Origin of the sequence: Bacteroides sp. AF25-5LB (assembly GCF_003602965.1) — a bacterium.
GTDB classification, from domain to species: Bacteria; Bacteroidota; Bacteroidia; order Bacteroidales; family Bacteroidaceae; genus Bacteroides; species Bacteroides uniformis.
In genome coordinates this window covers 74,915-92,362 of the sequence record NZ_QTMC01000016.1, presented here as the reverse complement: position 1 = coordinate 92,362, position 17,448 = coordinate 74,915, and the positions used below count along the sequence as shown (strand labels likewise).

Sequence of the window (17,448 nt, the reverse complement as noted above, 5' to 3'; positions counted from 1 at the left end):
AATTAAATCAAAGTTTTAAGAATAGAGATTGGATTCACATCTTCTCGCAAGGTAATATGGTCAAGCCCCATATTCAACTCTGCTACAAGTAAACGGTTGTTAGCTGAGTTCAGGGTTCGTAATATTTTCTCTAATCCAGAAAGCGAAATTCCAAATTCAACGAATGGACCAAGTTCTGATTTTGAATCTTTTAAATCAGAAACGCGAAAAGATTTATATCCAACATTTTCAGCATATCGATACAAAGAATAAGCTAAAGCGGTATCGGATAAATCTTCAAAAGATTTACGTCGATATTGCTTACCTTCAATTTCTTCAGCTATAGCAAAAGCACTGTCCGTAGGACAATACTTAAATAATTGGAATAACGCCGAGACTGCATTGTCAACTGTTCGCTTTCCGTAAACTGGATATTCTTCCGAAATGTTTTCTGAAATAGAATTTTTATCGAAAATTTGTCCGGGCACAATATGAGTTAAGAACCAATTCACAATGAATGAGTTTTTAGCAAGATTAGTAAGAACCACAGACCAAACCAAGTTGGGGTCATCAACATATATTTCAGATAAAACGTTCCCAATCTCAGTGAGATTTAATTTAGCGTCTATTATTTCAGCTTCTTTGAGCCAGTTTTTAAAACTCGGAACTTGTTTTGGTCCAAGTCCATTATAGTCCCAGAACTCAGTAGGATTTAATAGAAACTCGCTCATCCATTCTTCGTGGAGTCCAAAGGTGTTGTATCTATCAATTCCTGCTTTCGCTTTTATATTTGTTTCTGTTGTCATACTTATAGAATTAGCAACGATACATCCTCTGTCGTGAAAGTTCAAACATTTGTGGCAATGGATGCACTTCGTTAAATCAATATTTACTTTTGGAAAAACGGACAATGCCCCTGTTGGGCATTCAACCTCGCATGATTCGCAATTAATACAATATGCCGCTTTGTATATAACTCTTTTCAATAAAGAGATAAGAGATAAATCTTTAATCCCTTTAATATAAAAAGTATAATCTGTATCATTCCCCTTAATCTCAAAAGAATAGACAGTATTTTTATATTTTATATCTCCGTGAAATTCATTAGAGATATTAAAGAGAGTGAATTCACCCAAGACGGGCAACCACGCAGTAATGGGTAATTTTGCAGATTTTACTTGGGCGTAGAAATTATTAGGAGAGTTCTTGAAATTCACCTGCGTGGAAATTTTCATAAATTTACCACTAGCTCTAAATTTCCACTTACGCTCTTTTAGATATACTTCCAAGTCTTTGACACCCTCTTGCTTGGACCAATCATAAATTCTTGAAATAAAAGGTTCTAATTCTGCACCATAGCAACGGCTTACTATCATATCATCCCATTCGGAAGAGTAAGGGCAAGTAATGCACCCTACTCTTGATTTTCCTAAACGATAAGCATCATTAATAGGTAGAGCATAAGAGAATAAATATAAAAATATTTCCGATGTATTCCAATATAATATCGGGTGAGCATTTACAACTGTTGAATGTTTTACACCTTTACCCATACGTTCATAATTGCCACGACGGGCAGATTCTTCTGCTCTTACACCATCAAAAGTAAGAACTTTAGCTTGCTTGTTTGTACCCTGGACTTTAAGAGAACGGTAAAGAGGTGCGGTTTTCATTACTGAACAGCACCAACGATGGGTATCGCTCGGCGTACCAATCTTATCCCAATAGCTTAACACCGAAGCGTGGTTGCGAGCGGTGGAAAATTTAAGTCCAGGATAAAGCGCAGAATAGTGTCGTTTGACATCTTCGTAAAGATCGAGCGATGACGGCAATTCATACCCAGTGTCGCTATATATCACTTCGAAAACGCTGGGCGGTAAAGCTCTTGTGCAAAGATCAAGGACTACTTGTGAATCTTTGCCGCCTGAAAATGATGCCAAAAAAACATCAATTTTGGTGGCAAGTAGTCGTTGTTTACCTTGTTGCTCTGCAATATCCAAGGGCATTACATCGAAGCTGTCGCACTCCTCCTTGACAATAGCCATTTTCCGCTTTTGTTTTTGCTCAATAGATGCAGCGATAGCTTCAAAATCAAGTTGATTGGCTTTTATCTCATTGAATTTTTTAGAAGCTGTAGAATAGATGAAGAATGTTTCGCGTATAAATTCAATGGCTTCGCTCTCCAGCAAGAACATAATATCGCGGTTTCTCTCTATCATTTTCTTGACATCAATCGGGATAAGTTCAAGATTCTCAAATCCCGGCATAATAGTTATGGTAGCCGAATCATACAAATTTGCCCCTTTAGCCTGAAACACCAAGTCGCCACGATAGAAATATTGTTTATTAACTGCCCACATAAGTGGAGCCTCTGACTGCGGATATACATATCCTAATTTGTCAAGTCCAAGTAAATCAAGTTCTTCAAACCAAACAGGACGAGGCGAAATGCCCAAAGTCTCTTTCGAGACTTTGGAACTTAACAAAACACCTCCTGTTTCTTTATCCCATTCTATCTTATACATGAACTTATTTAATTTCAGTTTTTACAATCAAATCTCTTACATCAACATTAAGCAGCCCTGCTACTTTTACCAAAGTTTCTAAACTTGGTTGGTATGTATTGGTACACCACTTTGATATAGTGGCCTGATCTTTGCCCAATTCTCCAGCAAGCCATTTACTGGTTCTATTTTGTTCCGCAAGCACTGCTTTTATTCTATTGATATTTGCACCTTTCTGCATGATACGGATGTTTGATGTTGCATGATTCCATTTAAAATTTTGCAAAGGTAGTAATTTCCCCAATTATTATCGCTAACACTTGGAATATTATTTCAAAAACATGGCGTATTATTTCAAAAATATGAAAGCCGTAAAATAATCAAACAGGAAATTGTCGAACAAACAATACAATCTTGCGACTTCTGTTTTTTTACAAATTATAATATTTTTATACTTATTGTAAACTAAATTAGGTTTATTTGTTTGGATCGTCTTGCCCTTGATAAACTTTGCCTTGTCCTACTGCTCCTTTACAGACTGTTATGTGATTCTAACTTGTTCAGTAAGAGCTGTTCGTTTTCGTACCGCTTTCTCGCAGATTTCTACGTCTTTACGCATTTACGCACTTGGCGGATTTTATCGTTATCTTTATTGAGTTCAAAGATGTCTGCCTATTCATATATTATTGGGAGCTTCGCCTTTTATCTTGATATGACGAGACTTCAAATCATTATCCATACGGTCATAATCTGGCTGCTTGACTATATCTACCATTTGATATGTCAGCGTCAATATTCTTGATTATCCAACAGAAGAATATAGTATTGTAAAAGTTACAGACATCAAACTTGCAAACGAACTTTTGGATGTCATTTACAATAGAGAGAAGTAGTATAAACTCAAAAAGCAGGGAGAAAATCATCGCCCTGCTTTCACAGGACAACACACTGAGCGCAACGGCACTTGCCAAGCGGATAGGGATACCCCCCAAAGCCGTGGAAAAACAGATTGCCGGGCTGAAAGCGGACGGGGTACTCCGACGAATCGGACCAGACAAAGGCGGATATTGGCAGGTGGTCGAAAAAACGGATTGATTTTTCTGGAGGGAGCGCAGTTTGCCGCCTGCCCGCTTCATTCGGCTGTCAAAAAAATATCCCTCCTATAGGATATCGGAACAGCATACGGACCGGTAGTATTCTACTGACCGTATGCTGTTTCTCTTTTGTTTTTTTGTTCCGACTTTTCCGTCGGTCGCTTGTTTCCGCTGCCGACGGCGTCCATTGTACAGACGTGAAAGGGAAAAAGTTTTCGGGCTGAATACGCTCCGAAGGAGGAAGATTCAGCCCGAAACGGCCTGCCGCCCGACTTTTTCACTTTCAATGAAGTCTGTACTAACTTCCATGGGCGGCGAGGAAGCGGGCGACCGCGAAACAGGGATTCTAATTGGAAGATGCCCCGTTTTCACGTCTCCTTGTCATCAGCTTATCCATATCCTCGGAGATTTTATCATCGGTCACTTTGGCATATCCCTGCGTGGTCCGGATGTTCGTGTGCCCCATCATCTTGCTGATGCTCTCGATCGGCACACCTGCCGAAAGCATCAAGGTTCCGAACGAATGTCTGCTCGCGTGGTAGCTGAGATTCTCTTTCACTCCTGCCACTATCCCGATTTCGTGTATGCAGTACCACAACATGTCACGCTTGGGTAGGGGGAATATAGGCCTGCTGTCATCAGTGGTATTATACAGCGACAATATCTGTTCGGCTACGGGATGCAGCGGAATAAAGGATTCCACATCGGTTTTCTTCCTGTTGATACGGATATACCTCCTGCCGTCCGCGCTCGTTCCGATATGCGAGGGATAAAGCCGTTTTACATCGACATATGACAGCCCCGTGAAGGCTGAAAAGATGAACGCCCTACGGGTAAGCTCCTGTAACCTCTCCGACATGGGCAGCTCCATGATCCGTTGCAGTTCCGCCCGGCTTATGTGTTTCAACTTGTAGTCCGGTTTCTTCTCGTAGGGGACATCCGCAAGCGGATTGAAACGGAGTATCTCCCTGTCCACCGCAATATAGATAAGACGGTTCAGCCATGTAAGGCAGTGGTTGATATGCCCATTCCCGCAGCCTTTGGTTTTCAGGTAAAGCTTGTAGCCCCAGCCGAAGTCTTCGGTAATATCTTCAAAGGCGATGTCCCGCATACCCAGCGACAGCAGATACTCGTGCAGGTATGCCTGCGAGGATTTGGACTGGCGGTAAGAGGAAGTGGAATTTATCACTTCGGAACGGATTCTCAACCGTTCCCGCTCCTCTTCCCCGGCTTTCAGCAATGTGACCGGAACGGTTGCTACATGGGTAATCTCGTTCTTGAGCATTTCTGCCGTGACCATACCCGCATCCTTCAACAGATTGTCATATGAGGTCTCAATTTTGGAACGGAGTCCGACAAGGAGATTGTTTGTCCTTGCATCCTTTACTTCCCCTGCCTTGGCGTTCCAGTCTTTGGGATTGCAGTAATAACTGGTGGCAAATACACTGCTCTTGCCGTCAACGGTGATACGGCACAGTATTGAAGTAGTTCCGTCTGTTTTGACCTTGCCACGGTTGATGTAGTATAGAATGGAAAAAGTGCTTCGCATAATCAAAGTGTATTTATAGGGTTAGAGAATGAGTTTCAAATCTTTTGTCGCTTCGATGTATTTGTCCATATCCTCGAAGAGTTTCTTAGGGGTTACACGGGCATACACTTGGGTGGTCCTTATATCCGCGTGCCCCAGCATCTTGCTGACAGTCTCGATGGGTACGCCGTTTTCAAGGGTCATGAGGGTCGAGAACGAGTGCCGTCCCATGTGATAGGACAGACGCCCCTTGATACCGGCTTTCATTTTGATGCTCGTCAGACACCATTTCAGGGCTTGATACGGGATTACGGGAAACAGTGTGCCCCGTGTATCGTCACGGTATTTTTCGATAAGGGCTACCGCTTCGGGCAGCAGCTTAACACGGCTCAACTGCCCATTCTTCCCCCGGCGGTATTTCAGCCACAATGCCCCGTTGTCGTCCCTTGACAGGTTGTCGGGAGTGATGGCCACCACATCCACGTACGAGGTTCCGGCATAACAGGCGAAAAGGAACATGTCCCTGACAATGGAGTGTTCCGGGCGGCATCTGGTAAGCTCTATATCCCGTATCTTCTCGAAATCCTCCTTACTTAACGCTCTTGGAGCAGTTTCCTTCTGCTTGGGTAATTTGTAGTGTTCAAAATAATATTTGTCTGAATATCCCTCCTTGAAGGCTATGCGGCAAATCTTCTTCAGGATAGCCAGGTAATGGCGCACTGTCTGGACGCCCAGACCTTTCTCTATCACGACAAACTCCTGAAATTCCCGGATGAACTGCTCGTTGAGCTGGCAGAAAGCAAGGTCGGATACTTTGAACCTGCTGCTGACGAAGTCAGCGAGACGGTTACGGGTGTAAAGGTAGTTGGGCAAGGTGCGGTGAGACACATCGATGCCTACACGTGCCCTGACTTCCCCTATATGCCTGTCGAAGAGTTTGAGCAAGGTCATCCGCGTCTCCTTGCTGCCTTGAAAGGCTTCCTTGACTGCTGTCGCATCGAAATCGGTCTTTCGTTCCACAAGGGAGTCGAACGCGGAGTTTATCGCTAACAGCAACTTGTCGATTTTCGCGTTGACTTCCACCGCCTCCTTGCTCTTGCCGTTCAGACGGCTTTCACGGGGATTCCACAACTCGGGAGTGCAGGAGAGCTTGCAGCTGAACTGCGCCATCGTCCGATTAACGGTGATGCGTCCCATTATCGGAGCTTTGCCGGATTTGTCCAGTCCGCTCTTTTTGAGGTAGAGCAACACCTTGAATTTTTCTACTTTCATACGCTTATATTTTTAGTGGCAAATTTACCTGTTTTATAAGCGTTCTTTGATATGCAAAACTATGACAATCAATGTAATATATCGCTGTTTTAAATTGTTTGATCCACTCTTCGTTACCTTATCCCTGCCGGTAACAGCCCTGCTAACGATTTGGTAACTGAATATTCTCAATAAGCCTCGCTTTTTTGCTTTTTCCTCATGTTGAAGAATATAGAGAAATAGTTAATTACCAACAAATTGCGTCATGATTTCTTTTCGTTGCCATTACTCATATTACTTCTTTCTTTCCACACCGCCCGTCATACTGCGGCTACCGTTGTTTTTCTCGCTAATGATGTATCAATGGAAAATGTATCTAAGATTTTGGGACATTCCAATATCAGAACGACACAGCATTATGCACGGATATTGGATAGCTCCATTATGCGTGATATGATAAACGTAGAAAAAAACTTTAATAGAAAACAGTAGATGTTTGCTTTTTATCAATAAATCTCTAACGAGTATTTTGATAATATATATAATAACTATATCTTTGGTAAGCAGCAGATAATTGTATTTGTGATATTATTATATAAGCACTTATTTTTTATGAATACGACAACAAAGAGCATAAGGACTTGGAAGAACAAAGAAGGAAATCTTTGTTTTAGCTATAATATGAAACAACCAATGGAGAAACCATTAATAATTATAATTATAGGTGCATGTATTGGAACTGTGATACTTGCTGAATATCTATGCTTTAATACTACCTATAGTTTATTTCCCCTACTGTTTTTATTTATGTTTACTTTTATGTACTGGTGTGTTTATCCATGTAAAGATAATGAAGTGGTAGAGGAGATGATGATGAACAAAAATGTGAACTTACGTCTGCATAATGAATTAAAAAGGTATGATAAAAACGTCTATGAAGTGAAGCGTAAATTCCATCAAGATACAAAAGGTACATACGGTATTATAACTGGTACTTATATGTTAGTGTTATTATCTAATGGAGAAATTTTAGAATATGAATTGAAGTATCATAAGCCTACAAAAACAGAACATGCATATCATGAGTTTATAAAAAGACCCATACAATGTATAAATCCTGAACATAAAAAAGTTATAGAAATAAGGAGTCTTATTAAATGGTGGACACAGATTACAATACCCGAAAAAGTAAAACTTTCATTAATTATACTCGCATTTGTTAGCATAGGTATTGCTTTAACTTCTTTATACTCATGGATAATAATAAAATTAGAATGGAAAGCCATTGTTTTTTTTATTGGATATATCGTTATATTTATGCTTTTACAATCACTAATCAGTAAGAGTAAAAATAGAATAGTAAAGACAATTAATTTTGCAATTTCTTTACCAATAGTAATTACTAAGATATTGTTCAATTTAATGCATCCAACAATAATAGTTTTAATGAGCTACATGTGTCTGGGGGCATATGCATTTGGAGTACCTATAGTAATTGTGATAGTTTTAAACTTCTTGCTTGGTCTGAATATTTCATGGGAGACTATGTTTTTCATTACACTTGCAGTAGGTTCTATTATCAGTGTTCACGGGGCAAAATTTATTCATTGGATGATAAAAGAACACTCTCCATTGAAGAATTGGGAAAACCATAAATATGAAGCTGTTCAGACTGAATTAGCTCTCTATGTTATCAATAAGAATAATGTGAATTTTCTTATTTATTTAGCATACTTCTTATTTCTCTCTATATCAGGATTAATGCAAATACAGTATAATGAACCACTGATAACAACTAATATTGATAGTGCGATATTGAAAGCTTTTCTTGTTTTCATAGCTTTCTCAAATATGGTCAATAAATCAAAAGATGTCGAAATAAAGACAAAACCATTGTTAGACAAAATGATTAGATTGATAACGACACATGATGAATAATAGATTTTGCTATTTCGTAATATGATAAACCATAAATTTACTATAAGTATTCATTCTGTAAATAGACTTTCCGAAGTTGAATAAAACATTAACAAAGGTAAGCTCCGTATTCCGTCCGTTCAAGTCCAAGCCCTACGGGTTTGAAAGAAAATCTCCACGCCTGCGCTACGCTCCGGGTAGTATTTTCTTCCAAAGGCTTGCACAGACGGATTACTACACTGGTAGAGTTAATGTTCTTAGTCAGTTTCGGAAAAAATGTATTTTTTTAGGACGGTAGGTCATTCCTGTCGTTCCTTGTTGTAATAGGTCTGCAAAAGCCGTTCTATATCGCTTTCACGGTAGATTATTTTGCCTTTTATCTGAATATAAGGGATAACGCCCGTATCTCTCCATTCTTGCAGCGTCCGGATGCTTACTTTCAAATATTTGGATGCTTCCTGGTTACTTAGAAACTTTTCGCCGTTCAGGTGTGGTTTGCTTTCTTTTACCAGTTTACCGATACCCTCTAACATTCTTTCCATAGACTGAAAGAAATCCTTAATTATCTCACTGTTGCCGTTTATCAGTTCCATATTGTTATATCGTTTTATTGGTTTATAATTGGTTTAAATGATGACAGGCACACACCTTGTCAGTTACGCAGATACTCGCCATAGTAAGATAAGGAAATACTATCTTTGACCGCATCATAGCTTATATAAAGCCGTTTAAAGGCTGAAACGATGAAGTAACGGCTATCTTCTTTCTGTATCTCGTAAACGGCTGGTTTTGCCTGTCCGTTATCCGATAAATGGAGCATCGAAAGGAAATACTTTCTCTTGCTTTGGTATATCATCACCGTAGGATGAAGATTTAAACTTTCCCATATTCCGACAATAACAGACAATTTGAATGACTGGTTTACTCCTGTATTATTTTCTTCTTTCTTTTTCATAGGGCAATATTTATTTATTGTTTGATTTATAATTCGCTTTCTTGTTTTCCGTACATTCTGCAATCAGTCTTTCAATATCGGCAGATTTATAGTACAGTTTATTACCGATTTGGGAGTAACCCAATTTGCCACTGTCCCGGTAGTTCTGCAAACTTCGGATGCTGATACCGAGCAGGGCGCACACTTCACGACCTGACAACCATTTCTCCGGCTGGTGGGTATTCTCTTTACAAATCCGTTCCACCTGACTGATGAAACCGGAGAACCGCCCACATACTTGTTTAAAAGTCTGTTCCTCAATAGTTACGATATTCATACGTCTTTTTCTTTTGGCTGGTTGAATATTCCTTTTTGTATTTCTTCCCGGTAGAGAGCCGAAAGGACATCATTGTGCGCACCTAAATGTTCTTCCAGTACGTTATCAATGAAATTTCCGATGCTTACTTGTTTGTTTGTAATCACGCCTACAATCTGAACGATACGTTTTTGTATCTCTCCGCTTATGTACACGCTTTGACGGTTGCAAACCGACCGTTTTTTAAGGAACACCGATTTATAACTTTCCCGTTCCTTACTTGCTGTTTCCTGTAATGATTGTTTTACTTCTTCCATACATTTAATTTTTAATGATTTATAAATAAGTTGATTGATTCCCGATACTGATTGAAAAAATGCAAACCAGTTTTATAACTATGTCCCTTTATCTTTAAATAGCTTTCAAACATGGTTTAAAACTATATTCAGACCTTGTTTTACTGTCTTATATATTGCCACCACTCAATCATTTTTCAGCAAAGAAAGAGGTAAAAACAAACGCTTTTAAAAATGGGGTTACTTTGTCTGTTTATGTCACAATTTGGCGCAACCGCCTATATTTCGGGAGGGAATTACTGTCTGTAATTTTGCAACTGATAAACAGACAGAGGATAAAGCCAAACCGCTTGCTTTTGCAATCTGACTATAGGGAAGATTTTTGTTATCACATGATAACAGCAAGTTGTGTTTTGAGGCCCGCGCTTCGCTTTTTGTGCCTCAAAACCTTGCCACCTTTTAAGGTGGTTGGTTTTACTCCGAAGTCGTAAAATCAGTAAATAATTATCATTATGGAACAGAAAAAGAAGCCATTTAACAAAGGTGGGCGCAAGCCTAAACTTGACCCACGAACACACCGCTATTCTCTTAATTTAGACGATGTGGAGAACGCTAAGTTCTTAGCCTTTTATGACCAATCAGGCTACAAGGTAAAGGCGCATTTCATTAAGAACTGTATTTTCGGGAAATCGTTTAAGGTGCTTAGAATTGATAAAAGCAAGGTAGATTATTACATCCAACTCTCCCAATTGTTTTCACAATTCAGGAGCATAGGCATACTGTATAACCAAACGGTGAAAGAACTCCATTCCAATTTTGCGGAAAAGAAAGCACTTGCCTTGCTTTACAAACTGGAACGATATACTGTTGAACTGGTAAAGACGAACCAGCAGATTATTGCGCTTACCAAACAGTTTGAAGCATCTTATAGGGAAGAGGGAACAATATCAGCAGGGAAGTAAATACAGACTTGCCAAAAGAAAAACATCCCGAAACTGCCACGTGTACAGCTCCGGGATGAATTTCACTCTTACTTATTCGCTCCGTGTTCTTTCTCGAACTTTCGGAGCGTGCCCACATCGAACCGTTCCTTTATGAACTCACGCACATCGGAAGCCCGGTAGTAGGCTTTTCCGCTAATCATCATAAAGGGTAGCAGTTTTTTGCTTCTTAATCTCTGTAATGTCCGGGTACTGACTTTGAACAGCAGGCATAAATCCTGATTATCCAAAAGTTTGTCATTCGGCATTACTTCTGGGTTGGTTTGCAAACTCTTTACATCTTTGCCGACTTCTTCCAGTTTATCAAGTAGCTTTTGCATCCAGTCTTTGAACTCGTAACTATCTACATACATATTGCTTCATTTTTCAGGTTATACACTAATGCTTACCAATCGATTGATGAAGCAAAGTTCGGAAAAGGGAAGCAAAGAAAATGGGGGAATGGTACACCTAATCCCCCATAAATAATTTGTAGTACGTTGATTATCAATATAACAGAAAATTCCTTTTTACAAATGGTTATAACCATTATCTCTGCTCTTTTTTATAATAGCGACTTTCAAGCTATCTAAAAATTCTGTTATTTTAGTAGGTTTCCTTTTGATAACCGCATTTTCTTTTTTGTATATATCTCCAAAATTAATGTTGAACATCTTTTCAAAAATCCGGGCAACATCACTTAAAAATATGTCCTTGTTATCAATCCGAACTATTCCATCTTTGATGTAAAAAATACCACAAACCAATTCCATTATATCTACAATTTTAATAACCTCATTGTTTAAGTAGAATGGAGATTTCCAATCAGATTCTATATTGATGAAAAATTTTGGATATTCCATTTGGCGATAGATTAGTTCTTGTTCCATATTTATTAAAGACAAGAGTTTATCAAGATATATAATTTTCAGTTTACTATTTTCAGTAGGAGAAGTTTCTTCTAATGCTTTTATTGTTCCAAAATCTATATAACTCATATTTAATTGCCTGATACGTATTTTATTATCGTGCTCTTTATTGAGATAATCGAATAAATCTTCAACAAATTCAAGATATGCAGAAGTTATTTCTTCTATCACAGATTTTTCCTTTTGGCAAGGATGCTTTAGCAATTTATATATTTGCTTTTCTGTTAAATCCCATTTTGGCATAATATTTCTTAGAAGAAAAAGTGTAATTGTTTTATAAGTTTTTTGCTATCTTCTGCCATTTTTTCTGCCTATGTTTATAAAATTTAAGCGTCCACCAAGCGGCAAGAGCTGTTAAACCACCTGCATATAAATCAACCATATCTGTATATCTTGTTACATTAGGAGAAATTTCTTCCATGTTGATATAATGATTCCATATAGTTACTTTTTTATTATACTCATTTGTTACTATCTCTCCTGTGCTTTTATCCATTTTGATTACGTTTATTGTATGTTTTCCTACTGGAATAAATCCATGTAGGAACATTTTAAAGCAAAAAGATTTCCCTTCTTTCCAAGTAGGAGAAGTATTATTATAAGATACAAAACTGGCTTTTGGCTTGCAAATTTCTCTTAAGGTATCAATATCCTGAATTTTACACCAAATATTTTCCCTGTTAGCTTCAAACTCAGAAGTAACAACTACTCTACGTCCTACAACCTCTTTTCCGCCACGTGTCATTAAACAAATTTTCTTTATCATACTACATGAATTAAAATATTAAACATCTATTTATCTTATACTTATACTGATTTCATTATCTTTGTGCAAAGATAGAAGCAATAGACTCTAAAGGCAATAGTCATTTATAATGAGAGAACGTGCAAATATCTAATAATCAGATATTTTTAAAATATGATAATTGAGGAAATTGAGAAGCAAATAATAAACTTACTCCCGACATCAAACATACTACTTGATGAGGTAGACTATTCCATTCTCGAAGAAAGGAAAAAGGACTGGAAAAAACTCTCGGAAGTTACGCACAGTATTGTGTTGGCGTTTGATTGCTACACTAAAAAATTTGTATTTGTTTCTGATAACATTCCTGAATTATATGGGCTTGATTCCCATAGATTGTTTATAGACGGGCATCAGCCAGTAGTAGAGGTTATACATCCAGATGATATATACTACGGATTAATTGTAAGAAAGAAAATCTATTCGATATTGAGTTCGTTCTCCAATGAAGAAAAAATGAACTATAAAGCCATTCATGAAATGCGGGTGAGGAATCTACGAGGTGAATATATCCGTATAATAGAGCAGGAACAGGTCATTGAGTTGGATAAATCAGGCAATATTTGGCTTATGCTGTCGGTTATTGATGTTGACGCAAGCCATGAATCAGAAATTATTAAAAGCCACCTATATAACTTTAAAACTGGAGAACAGATTTTTATAGATTTATCTGATACATTGGATGAACCTTTAACAAATAGAGAGTTGGAGGTTTTGCGTTTGATGAAGCAAGGCTTGTTAAGTAAAGAGATAGCAAACACTTTGAAAGTTAGCATCAATACGGTGAATACTCATAGACAAAATATATTGCAAAAGCTAAAAGCCAATAATTCGATTGAGGCTGTAAATTTTGCTCAAAGATTAGGTTTGTTCAATAAGTAAATATCATATAATAGTAATAAAATGGAAAATAAAAATGTTACAATAGTAGATTTGTTTATAGATATTCTGTCTAAAAATAAAGATACACAATCGCAAAACATGGTAAAATGTTTAAAAGTTTTCATTCGCATTCCTGAATGCGCTGAATTTTTAAATGTTATTATTATTAATGCAATGGGATATAAATCTCAAATAAAATCTACAACGGTAGATAAAGCTGTTGAATGTATAATTAATCAGTCTAATAATAGAGTAGATGAAGATAATTCCCTTGATGAACATCAAAAACAGCAAATTAAGAAAGATAATGAAATCATATTAAGAATGTGTGCAGACATCACCAAGAATAAGTTAAAGGAAACTGAACAACTTATTGAAGATTAATTTGCCTAAAAGCAGAAATACATTCTAAATATTACTATCTTTGCACCAACTCAAACAACCACCGCAACACCAAGCAATCTAAAGAATTGCGCACGTGGGGTTATTAGTGGGAGAAAGATTTTAGAGATTGCTAAGATATTGAGTATGTGAAGAATAAAACTAAGGTTCATCTTCCGTACGCACCGCGAATAATAAAGTAAACCTCTGAAATTATTAAATTTCAGAGGTTTACTTTATTATTCTTCCGACAAAAATGGGAAGTCGAAATATCCGGTGCACAAGCAACTTTCGGGTTTCAGCCTTCTCAGATTTACATCGCAAGAATAAGAAACTGAGCAGCAATGAATGGATAGATCGCCCCCTGGATAAGGGTAAGACCTGAAGAAGATATAGGCAGAATCCATAATATCCCATACTTTTTATCACGGAGGTTTTATGATAAGGATTTGGGAATTATACATCAAGCTTCTCCACATTACACATAGAACATCAAGGGAAAAAGTACCCACATCCGGAGAGTAAAAGCCACACTTCCGACACTGCATGCAACGGGATTGCCCCCTTAAATGCAGTATTTGTACGAAGAAAGTGAAGAATAAGCCCTAAATCGGTGTTAATAGATATTAGGGTAAAAAAGCATCGTTAAGTTCTTACTATCAGAAATTAAATCTGTAAATGAAAAGAAAAAGTAGTGCTGTCAATTACATCTTTATTTAAAATTGGATGCGGGCTACAACTGCATGTGTAAAATAGGATACTCTTTACCTTCTCCGTCCAAATCGGACCTTTTGTATACGTTAAAGCCTATATATTTATAAAAACCGACAGCTTGAATATTCTGCTCGTTCACATCGACTTTCGTTACCTGCAAATGATTTATGGCATAAGTAACCAGTTTTTTCCCAATTCCTATGCTTCGATAATTATTGTCAATAAACAACATTTCAAGATTTCCTTCTGCAATTCCCATAAATCCGATTAAGATTCCCTCCTGTTCAAATCCGAATAGAGTGACATACTGAAAATATACCGGAAGCTGTTCCTTATAGTATAGAAAATCTTCCTCTTTAAGAAAATCATGTGTACTCAATACTGCACTTTCCCAAATTTCTATCAAACGTGGATAATCCGTAACTTTAATTTTTCTAATCATAATTGTAATTGCTATTTAAAGCCGCAAAGTTCGGAACTTATACATTCAATGCACTGAACCCAGGTTAAAAAATACGTTTACGGATTCTGCTTAGTGCTTGCGGCGTGATACCCAAATAAGAAGCTATATCTTTGAGTGGTATATAGTTTAATGTAATGCCATATTCTTCAATCATCTGTAGATAATACTGTTCAGGAGAATATTTAATCAGGTCGATATTTCTTTTCAAGAGTTTATTCAGTAGTATAGCATTCAAATCTTCAAATACAGTTTTCACCTTAGGAATAGCAGTATACAGTTCATCTACTCGCTTCTTGTCTATTCGGTAAATAACGCTATCTACAATTGTCTGCACATTAAATGCAGATTTTGTTTGTAAGGTAAAAGATATGTTCGACATTGAAAACGTACCTTCTTTACAAAACCAAAAAATCTGCTCTTCCCCTTTATGATTCAAAAGCCAACAACGTAACATCCCATCATAAACGAAATAACTATATCTTTCTATTTCTCCTTCCTTAATCAAAAATGTATCTTTACTAATCAATATCCGCTCAAAATATCGGTCAAATAACTTAGATTCCTCCAAATTAAAAGTATTGATGCTAAAATTAAATTCTTTAAGCAGTTTTTCTAAAAGCATAATATTCACTGACTATAGTTTTTATAAGTTTTGACAGCCGATTTTTATTCCACAATACCAAAATGAACCAGAGCGTTCCGGATACCATGCTCATCCACCGTCTCCGTTATATAATCGGCAACGCTTTTCACAGCCTCAGAAGCTCCTCCCATAGCTATTCCCATCCCGGCTGCACGAATCATGGAAATATCATTCCCGCCATCACCAAAAGCGATGGTTCCTGAAACATCAAATCCATAATAGGAAGCAAACTCATTGATACCCATAGCCTTGTTTACTCCCGTCACATTGACATCCGCAAAGAAAGGGTTCCATCTGGAAACAGAAAGTCCGGGAAGTTGTGCCATAACTTCTTTTTCCATTTCTTCATCACAATATATGCATAACTGACAACATTCGCCTCCCATAAATTCCTTTTCAATGTCTGCCACCGGCGGTGTAGGGTGATTGACCAGCCTGGCCAATTCGACGACGGTCGGATTGAGTTCGTTGACAAAAATACCTTTATTCGTTTCGATAGCCAGAGCAAACCCATAATGTTGAGCCAATACCAGTACCCTCTGAAAATCCTTTTCGGGAATCTGTTTACGAGATATAGGAGTGCCATCTCTCAGTACACAATCGGACCCATTCAAAGCTATCACTGCATCGTATGGAATCTCTTCAAGTTCGTGAAGATCGGTAAACGCCCTCCCAGTTGCTATTATGATTTTTATATCGGATTCATGAACTTGCTGCAACGCTTCGATAGCCGACTGCGGAACGCGGTGAGTGTCGAAACTCACCAATGTTCCGTCTACATCTAAAAATATAGCTTTGGTCTCCATTATAAAATATTTTGGTCTAATAAATTATATATATTTCCCTCATCTCAATTTTGTGAATATCTATATTCATTCGGTGCAACTCCCGTTGCTTTCTTAAACACCAGACTGAAATATTGCACACTCGGATAGCCCAGCCGACGCGCTACGGCAGCAGGTGTATTACCGCCTTCCGACAACATCTTCCTGGCCGTGTACAAGCATTTGAGCTGGAAATGTTCAGCCAATGTCTTGCCGGTTTCAAACCTCAGCAAATCATCAAAGTAAGCCGTCGAAAGATTCAGTCTTCCGGCACAGCATCCGGAAGTGGGCAGCTTCCCCTCCTGCAACTTTCCGGAAGTGATATATTCGTCCAATATCCCTTCCATTTTCCCCAGAATCATCTTGTTCTTATTCTCACGGGTGATGAATTGCCGCTCATAGTAACGTGAGCAATAATCCAGCAGCAATTCGATGTGACGGGACAAGATGGTATTGCTATGCGTATCAATGGAATGATGAAGTTCATCCTCGATATTCTCAAAGCAACACGTCACTTTGGCCGTTTCGCGCTGTGACAGATGCAACGCCTCCTCTTTGCGGTAGAAAAAGAAAGTATAGTTGTCGATATGATTCTTTAACGTAGTACAAAGCAATAAATCGGGATGAAATGCCAGCAGCCAGCCTTTGTCCGGAAGCGTATTATTCTTGTTCATCCGGAATATCTCGCCGGGAGTAAGAAATACCATCGTAGCATTGGAATAATCATAATATTTCCGCCCGCAACAGTCGCATCCCCCTTCACAATCCTCTATCAGCAGGATAGCATAGAACTCAAACTTCACGGCATCCTGATACACATTAGGATTTTCCAGATTAATAATGCTTACCTGGGGATGCAGCGTTTTGCATCCCAAACACCGGTTACACTCACATACAGTCTTTATGTCCAATGTATTGTCTTTCATCACCTATAAAGCCATTCTCAATTATTGCAACTTCAGATATCTAAAATCGTTAAGGATATGTTTTCCAAACGTTCACAATATC

The 17,448-nt window shown here is 38.1% G+C and carries 20 protein-coding genes and 1 pseudogene; 6 read left to right on the top strand and 15 right to left on the bottom strand.

The genetic code is table 11. The features are described 5' to 3' along the window. Positions 1-2 precede the first annotated feature (2 nt). Complete coding sequence (locus tag DWY57_RS16325; RefSeq protein WP_119962086.1) at positions 3-2,504, bottom strand: phosphoadenosine phosphosulfate reductase family protein; 2,502 nt, start codon at positions 2,502-2,504, stop codon at positions 3-5. Between the two features lie 4 nt (positions 2,505-2,508). Continuing rightward, the gene (locus DWY57_RS16320) at positions 2,509-2,724 is read right to left on the bottom strand and encodes a helix-turn-helix transcriptional regulator (RefSeq protein ID WP_016268717.1); all 216 of its coding nucleotides are present in this window, start codon (positions 2,722-2,724) and stop codon (positions 2,509-2,511) included. A 626-nt stretch (positions 2,725-3,350) separates the two neighbouring features. Here DWY57_RS16320 and DWY57_RS16315 point away from each other — a divergent pair. Beyond that, on the top strand, positions 3,351-3,578 hold the full coding sequence (locus DWY57_RS16315) for a winged helix-turn-helix transcriptional regulator (RefSeq protein WP_243634702.1): 228 nt from the start codon (positions 3,351-3,353) through the stop codon (positions 3,576-3,578). Between the two features lie 345 nt (positions 3,579-3,923). Here DWY57_RS16315 and DWY57_RS16310 read toward each other — a convergent pair whose 3' ends face one another. Together DWY57_RS16310 and DWY57_RS16305 are read right to left on the bottom strand one after the other, a co-directional pair. Continuing rightward, positions 3,924-5,126: a site-specific integrase gene (locus DWY57_RS16310; RefSeq protein ID WP_119962085.1), complete on the bottom strand. Its 1,203-nt coding sequence runs from the start codon at positions 5,124-5,126 to the stop codon at positions 3,924-3,926. Between the two features lie 21 nt (positions 5,127-5,147). Continuing rightward, on the bottom strand, positions 5,148-6,377 hold the full coding sequence (locus tag DWY57_RS16305) for a site-specific integrase (protein ID WP_119962084.1): 1,230 nt from the start codon (positions 6,375-6,377) through the stop codon (positions 5,148-5,150). A 279-nt stretch (positions 6,378-6,656) separates the two neighbouring features. Here DWY57_RS16305 and DWY57_RS16300 point away from each other — a divergent pair. Both DWY57_RS16300 and DWY57_RS16295 read left to right on the top strand, forming a co-directional pair. Next, a pseudogene (locus tag DWY57_RS16300) lies at positions 6,657-6,848 on the top strand (tyrosine-type recombinase/integrase); the annotation flags it as partial. Between the two features lie 120 nt (positions 6,849-6,968). Then, a complete protein-coding gene (locus DWY57_RS16295; protein WP_008777168.1) occupies positions 6,969-8,294 on the top strand; it encodes a hypothetical protein in 1,326 nt (441 codons plus the stop codon). A 278-nt stretch (positions 8,295-8,572) separates the two neighbouring features. Here DWY57_RS16295 and DWY57_RS16290 read toward each other — a convergent pair whose 3' ends face one another. Genes DWY57_RS16290 through DWY57_RS16275 form a run of 4 tightly spaced genes read right to left on the bottom strand, consistent with a single transcriptional unit; the run spans position 8,573 to position 9,840 of the window. Then, the gene (locus DWY57_RS16290) at positions 8,573-8,866 is read right to left on the bottom strand and encodes a helix-turn-helix domain-containing protein (RefSeq protein ID WP_008777167.1); all 294 of its coding nucleotides are present in this window, start codon (positions 8,864-8,866) and stop codon (positions 8,573-8,575) included. A 59-nt stretch (positions 8,867-8,925) separates the two neighbouring features. Further along, positions 8,926-9,228, bottom strand: a complete 303-nt coding sequence (locus DWY57_RS16285; RefSeq protein WP_008777166.1) for a DUF3876 domain-containing protein — start codon at positions 9,226-9,228, stop codon at positions 8,926-8,928. A 10-nt stretch (positions 9,229-9,238) separates the two neighbouring features. Beyond that, complete coding sequence (locus tag DWY57_RS16280; RefSeq protein ID WP_008777165.1) at positions 9,239-9,544, bottom strand: helix-turn-helix domain-containing protein; 306 nt, start codon at positions 9,542-9,544, stop codon at positions 9,239-9,241. After that, positions 9,541-9,840: a DUF3408 domain-containing protein gene (locus DWY57_RS16275; RefSeq protein WP_008777164.1), complete on the bottom strand. Its 300-nt coding sequence runs from the start codon at positions 9,838-9,840 to the stop codon at positions 9,541-9,543. Before DWY57_RS16275 ends, DWY57_RS16280 begins: the two co-directional genes overlap by 4 nt. Positions 9,841-10,331: 491 nt before the next feature. On the opposite strand from DWY57_RS16275, the gene mobA reads away from it, so the two are divergent. After that, entirely contained in the window at positions 10,332-10,781 is a 450-nt protein-coding gene (gene mobA / locus DWY57_RS16270; RefSeq protein WP_008777163.1) for a conjugal transfer protein MobA, read from the top strand. Positions 10,782-10,849: 68 nt separating this feature from the next. Here mobA and DWY57_RS16265 read toward each other — a convergent pair whose 3' ends face one another. From DWY57_RS16265 to DWY57_RS16255, 3 genes are all read right to left on the bottom strand, one after another. Next, positions 10,850-11,173, bottom strand: coding sequence for a helix-turn-helix domain-containing protein (locus DWY57_RS16265; RefSeq protein WP_008777162.1), 324 nt, complete (start codon positions 11,171-11,173; stop codon positions 10,850-10,852). 156 nt (positions 11,174-11,329) lie between these two features. Further along, positions 11,330-11,971, bottom strand: coding sequence for an RteC domain-containing protein (locus DWY57_RS16260; RefSeq protein WP_119962083.1), 642 nt, complete (start codon positions 11,969-11,971; stop codon positions 11,330-11,332). Between the two features lie 31 nt (positions 11,972-12,002). Then, on the bottom strand, positions 12,003-12,494 hold the full coding sequence (locus tag DWY57_RS16255) for a hypothetical protein (protein WP_119962082.1): 492 nt from the start codon (positions 12,492-12,494) through the stop codon (positions 12,003-12,005). A gap of 153 nt (positions 12,495-12,647) precedes the next feature. Between DWY57_RS16255 and DWY57_RS16250 the strand changes: the two genes are divergently transcribed. Together DWY57_RS16250 and DWY57_RS16245 are read left to right on the top strand one after the other, a co-directional pair. After that, positions 12,648-13,415, top strand: a complete 768-nt coding sequence (locus DWY57_RS16250) for a LuxR C-terminal-related transcriptional regulator (protein ID WP_008777159.1) — start codon at positions 12,648-12,650, stop codon at positions 13,413-13,415. A gap of 21 nt (positions 13,416-13,436) precedes the next feature. Continuing rightward, positions 13,437-13,799: a hypothetical protein gene (locus DWY57_RS16245; protein ID WP_008777158.1), complete on the top strand. Its 363-nt coding sequence runs from the start codon at positions 13,437-13,439 to the stop codon at positions 13,797-13,799. Between the two features lie 730 nt (positions 13,800-14,529). Here the strand turns inward: DWY57_RS16245 and DWY57_RS16240 are convergent. From DWY57_RS16240 to DWY57_RS16225, 4 genes are all read right to left on the bottom strand, one after another. After that, complete coding sequence (locus tag DWY57_RS16240; RefSeq protein WP_117600330.1) at positions 14,530-14,952, bottom strand: GNAT family N-acetyltransferase; 423 nt, start codon at positions 14,950-14,952, stop codon at positions 14,530-14,532. Positions 14,953-15,016: 64 nt separating this feature from the next. Beyond that, positions 15,017-15,595, bottom strand: a complete 579-nt coding sequence (locus DWY57_RS16235) for a Crp/Fnr family transcriptional regulator (RefSeq protein WP_117600331.1) — start codon at positions 15,593-15,595, stop codon at positions 15,017-15,019. 44 nt (positions 15,596-15,639) lie between these two features. Then, positions 15,640-16,422, bottom strand: coding sequence for a Cof-type HAD-IIB family hydrolase (locus DWY57_RS16230; protein ID WP_117974365.1), 783 nt, complete (start codon positions 16,420-16,422; stop codon positions 15,640-15,642). 44 nt (positions 16,423-16,466) lie between these two features. Beyond that, the gene (locus tag DWY57_RS16225; RefSeq protein ID WP_119962081.1) at positions 16,467-17,366 is read right to left on the bottom strand and encodes a response regulator transcription factor; all 900 of its coding nucleotides are present in this window, start codon (positions 17,364-17,366) and stop codon (positions 16,467-16,469) included. Positions 17,367-17,448: the final 82 nt, after the last annotated feature.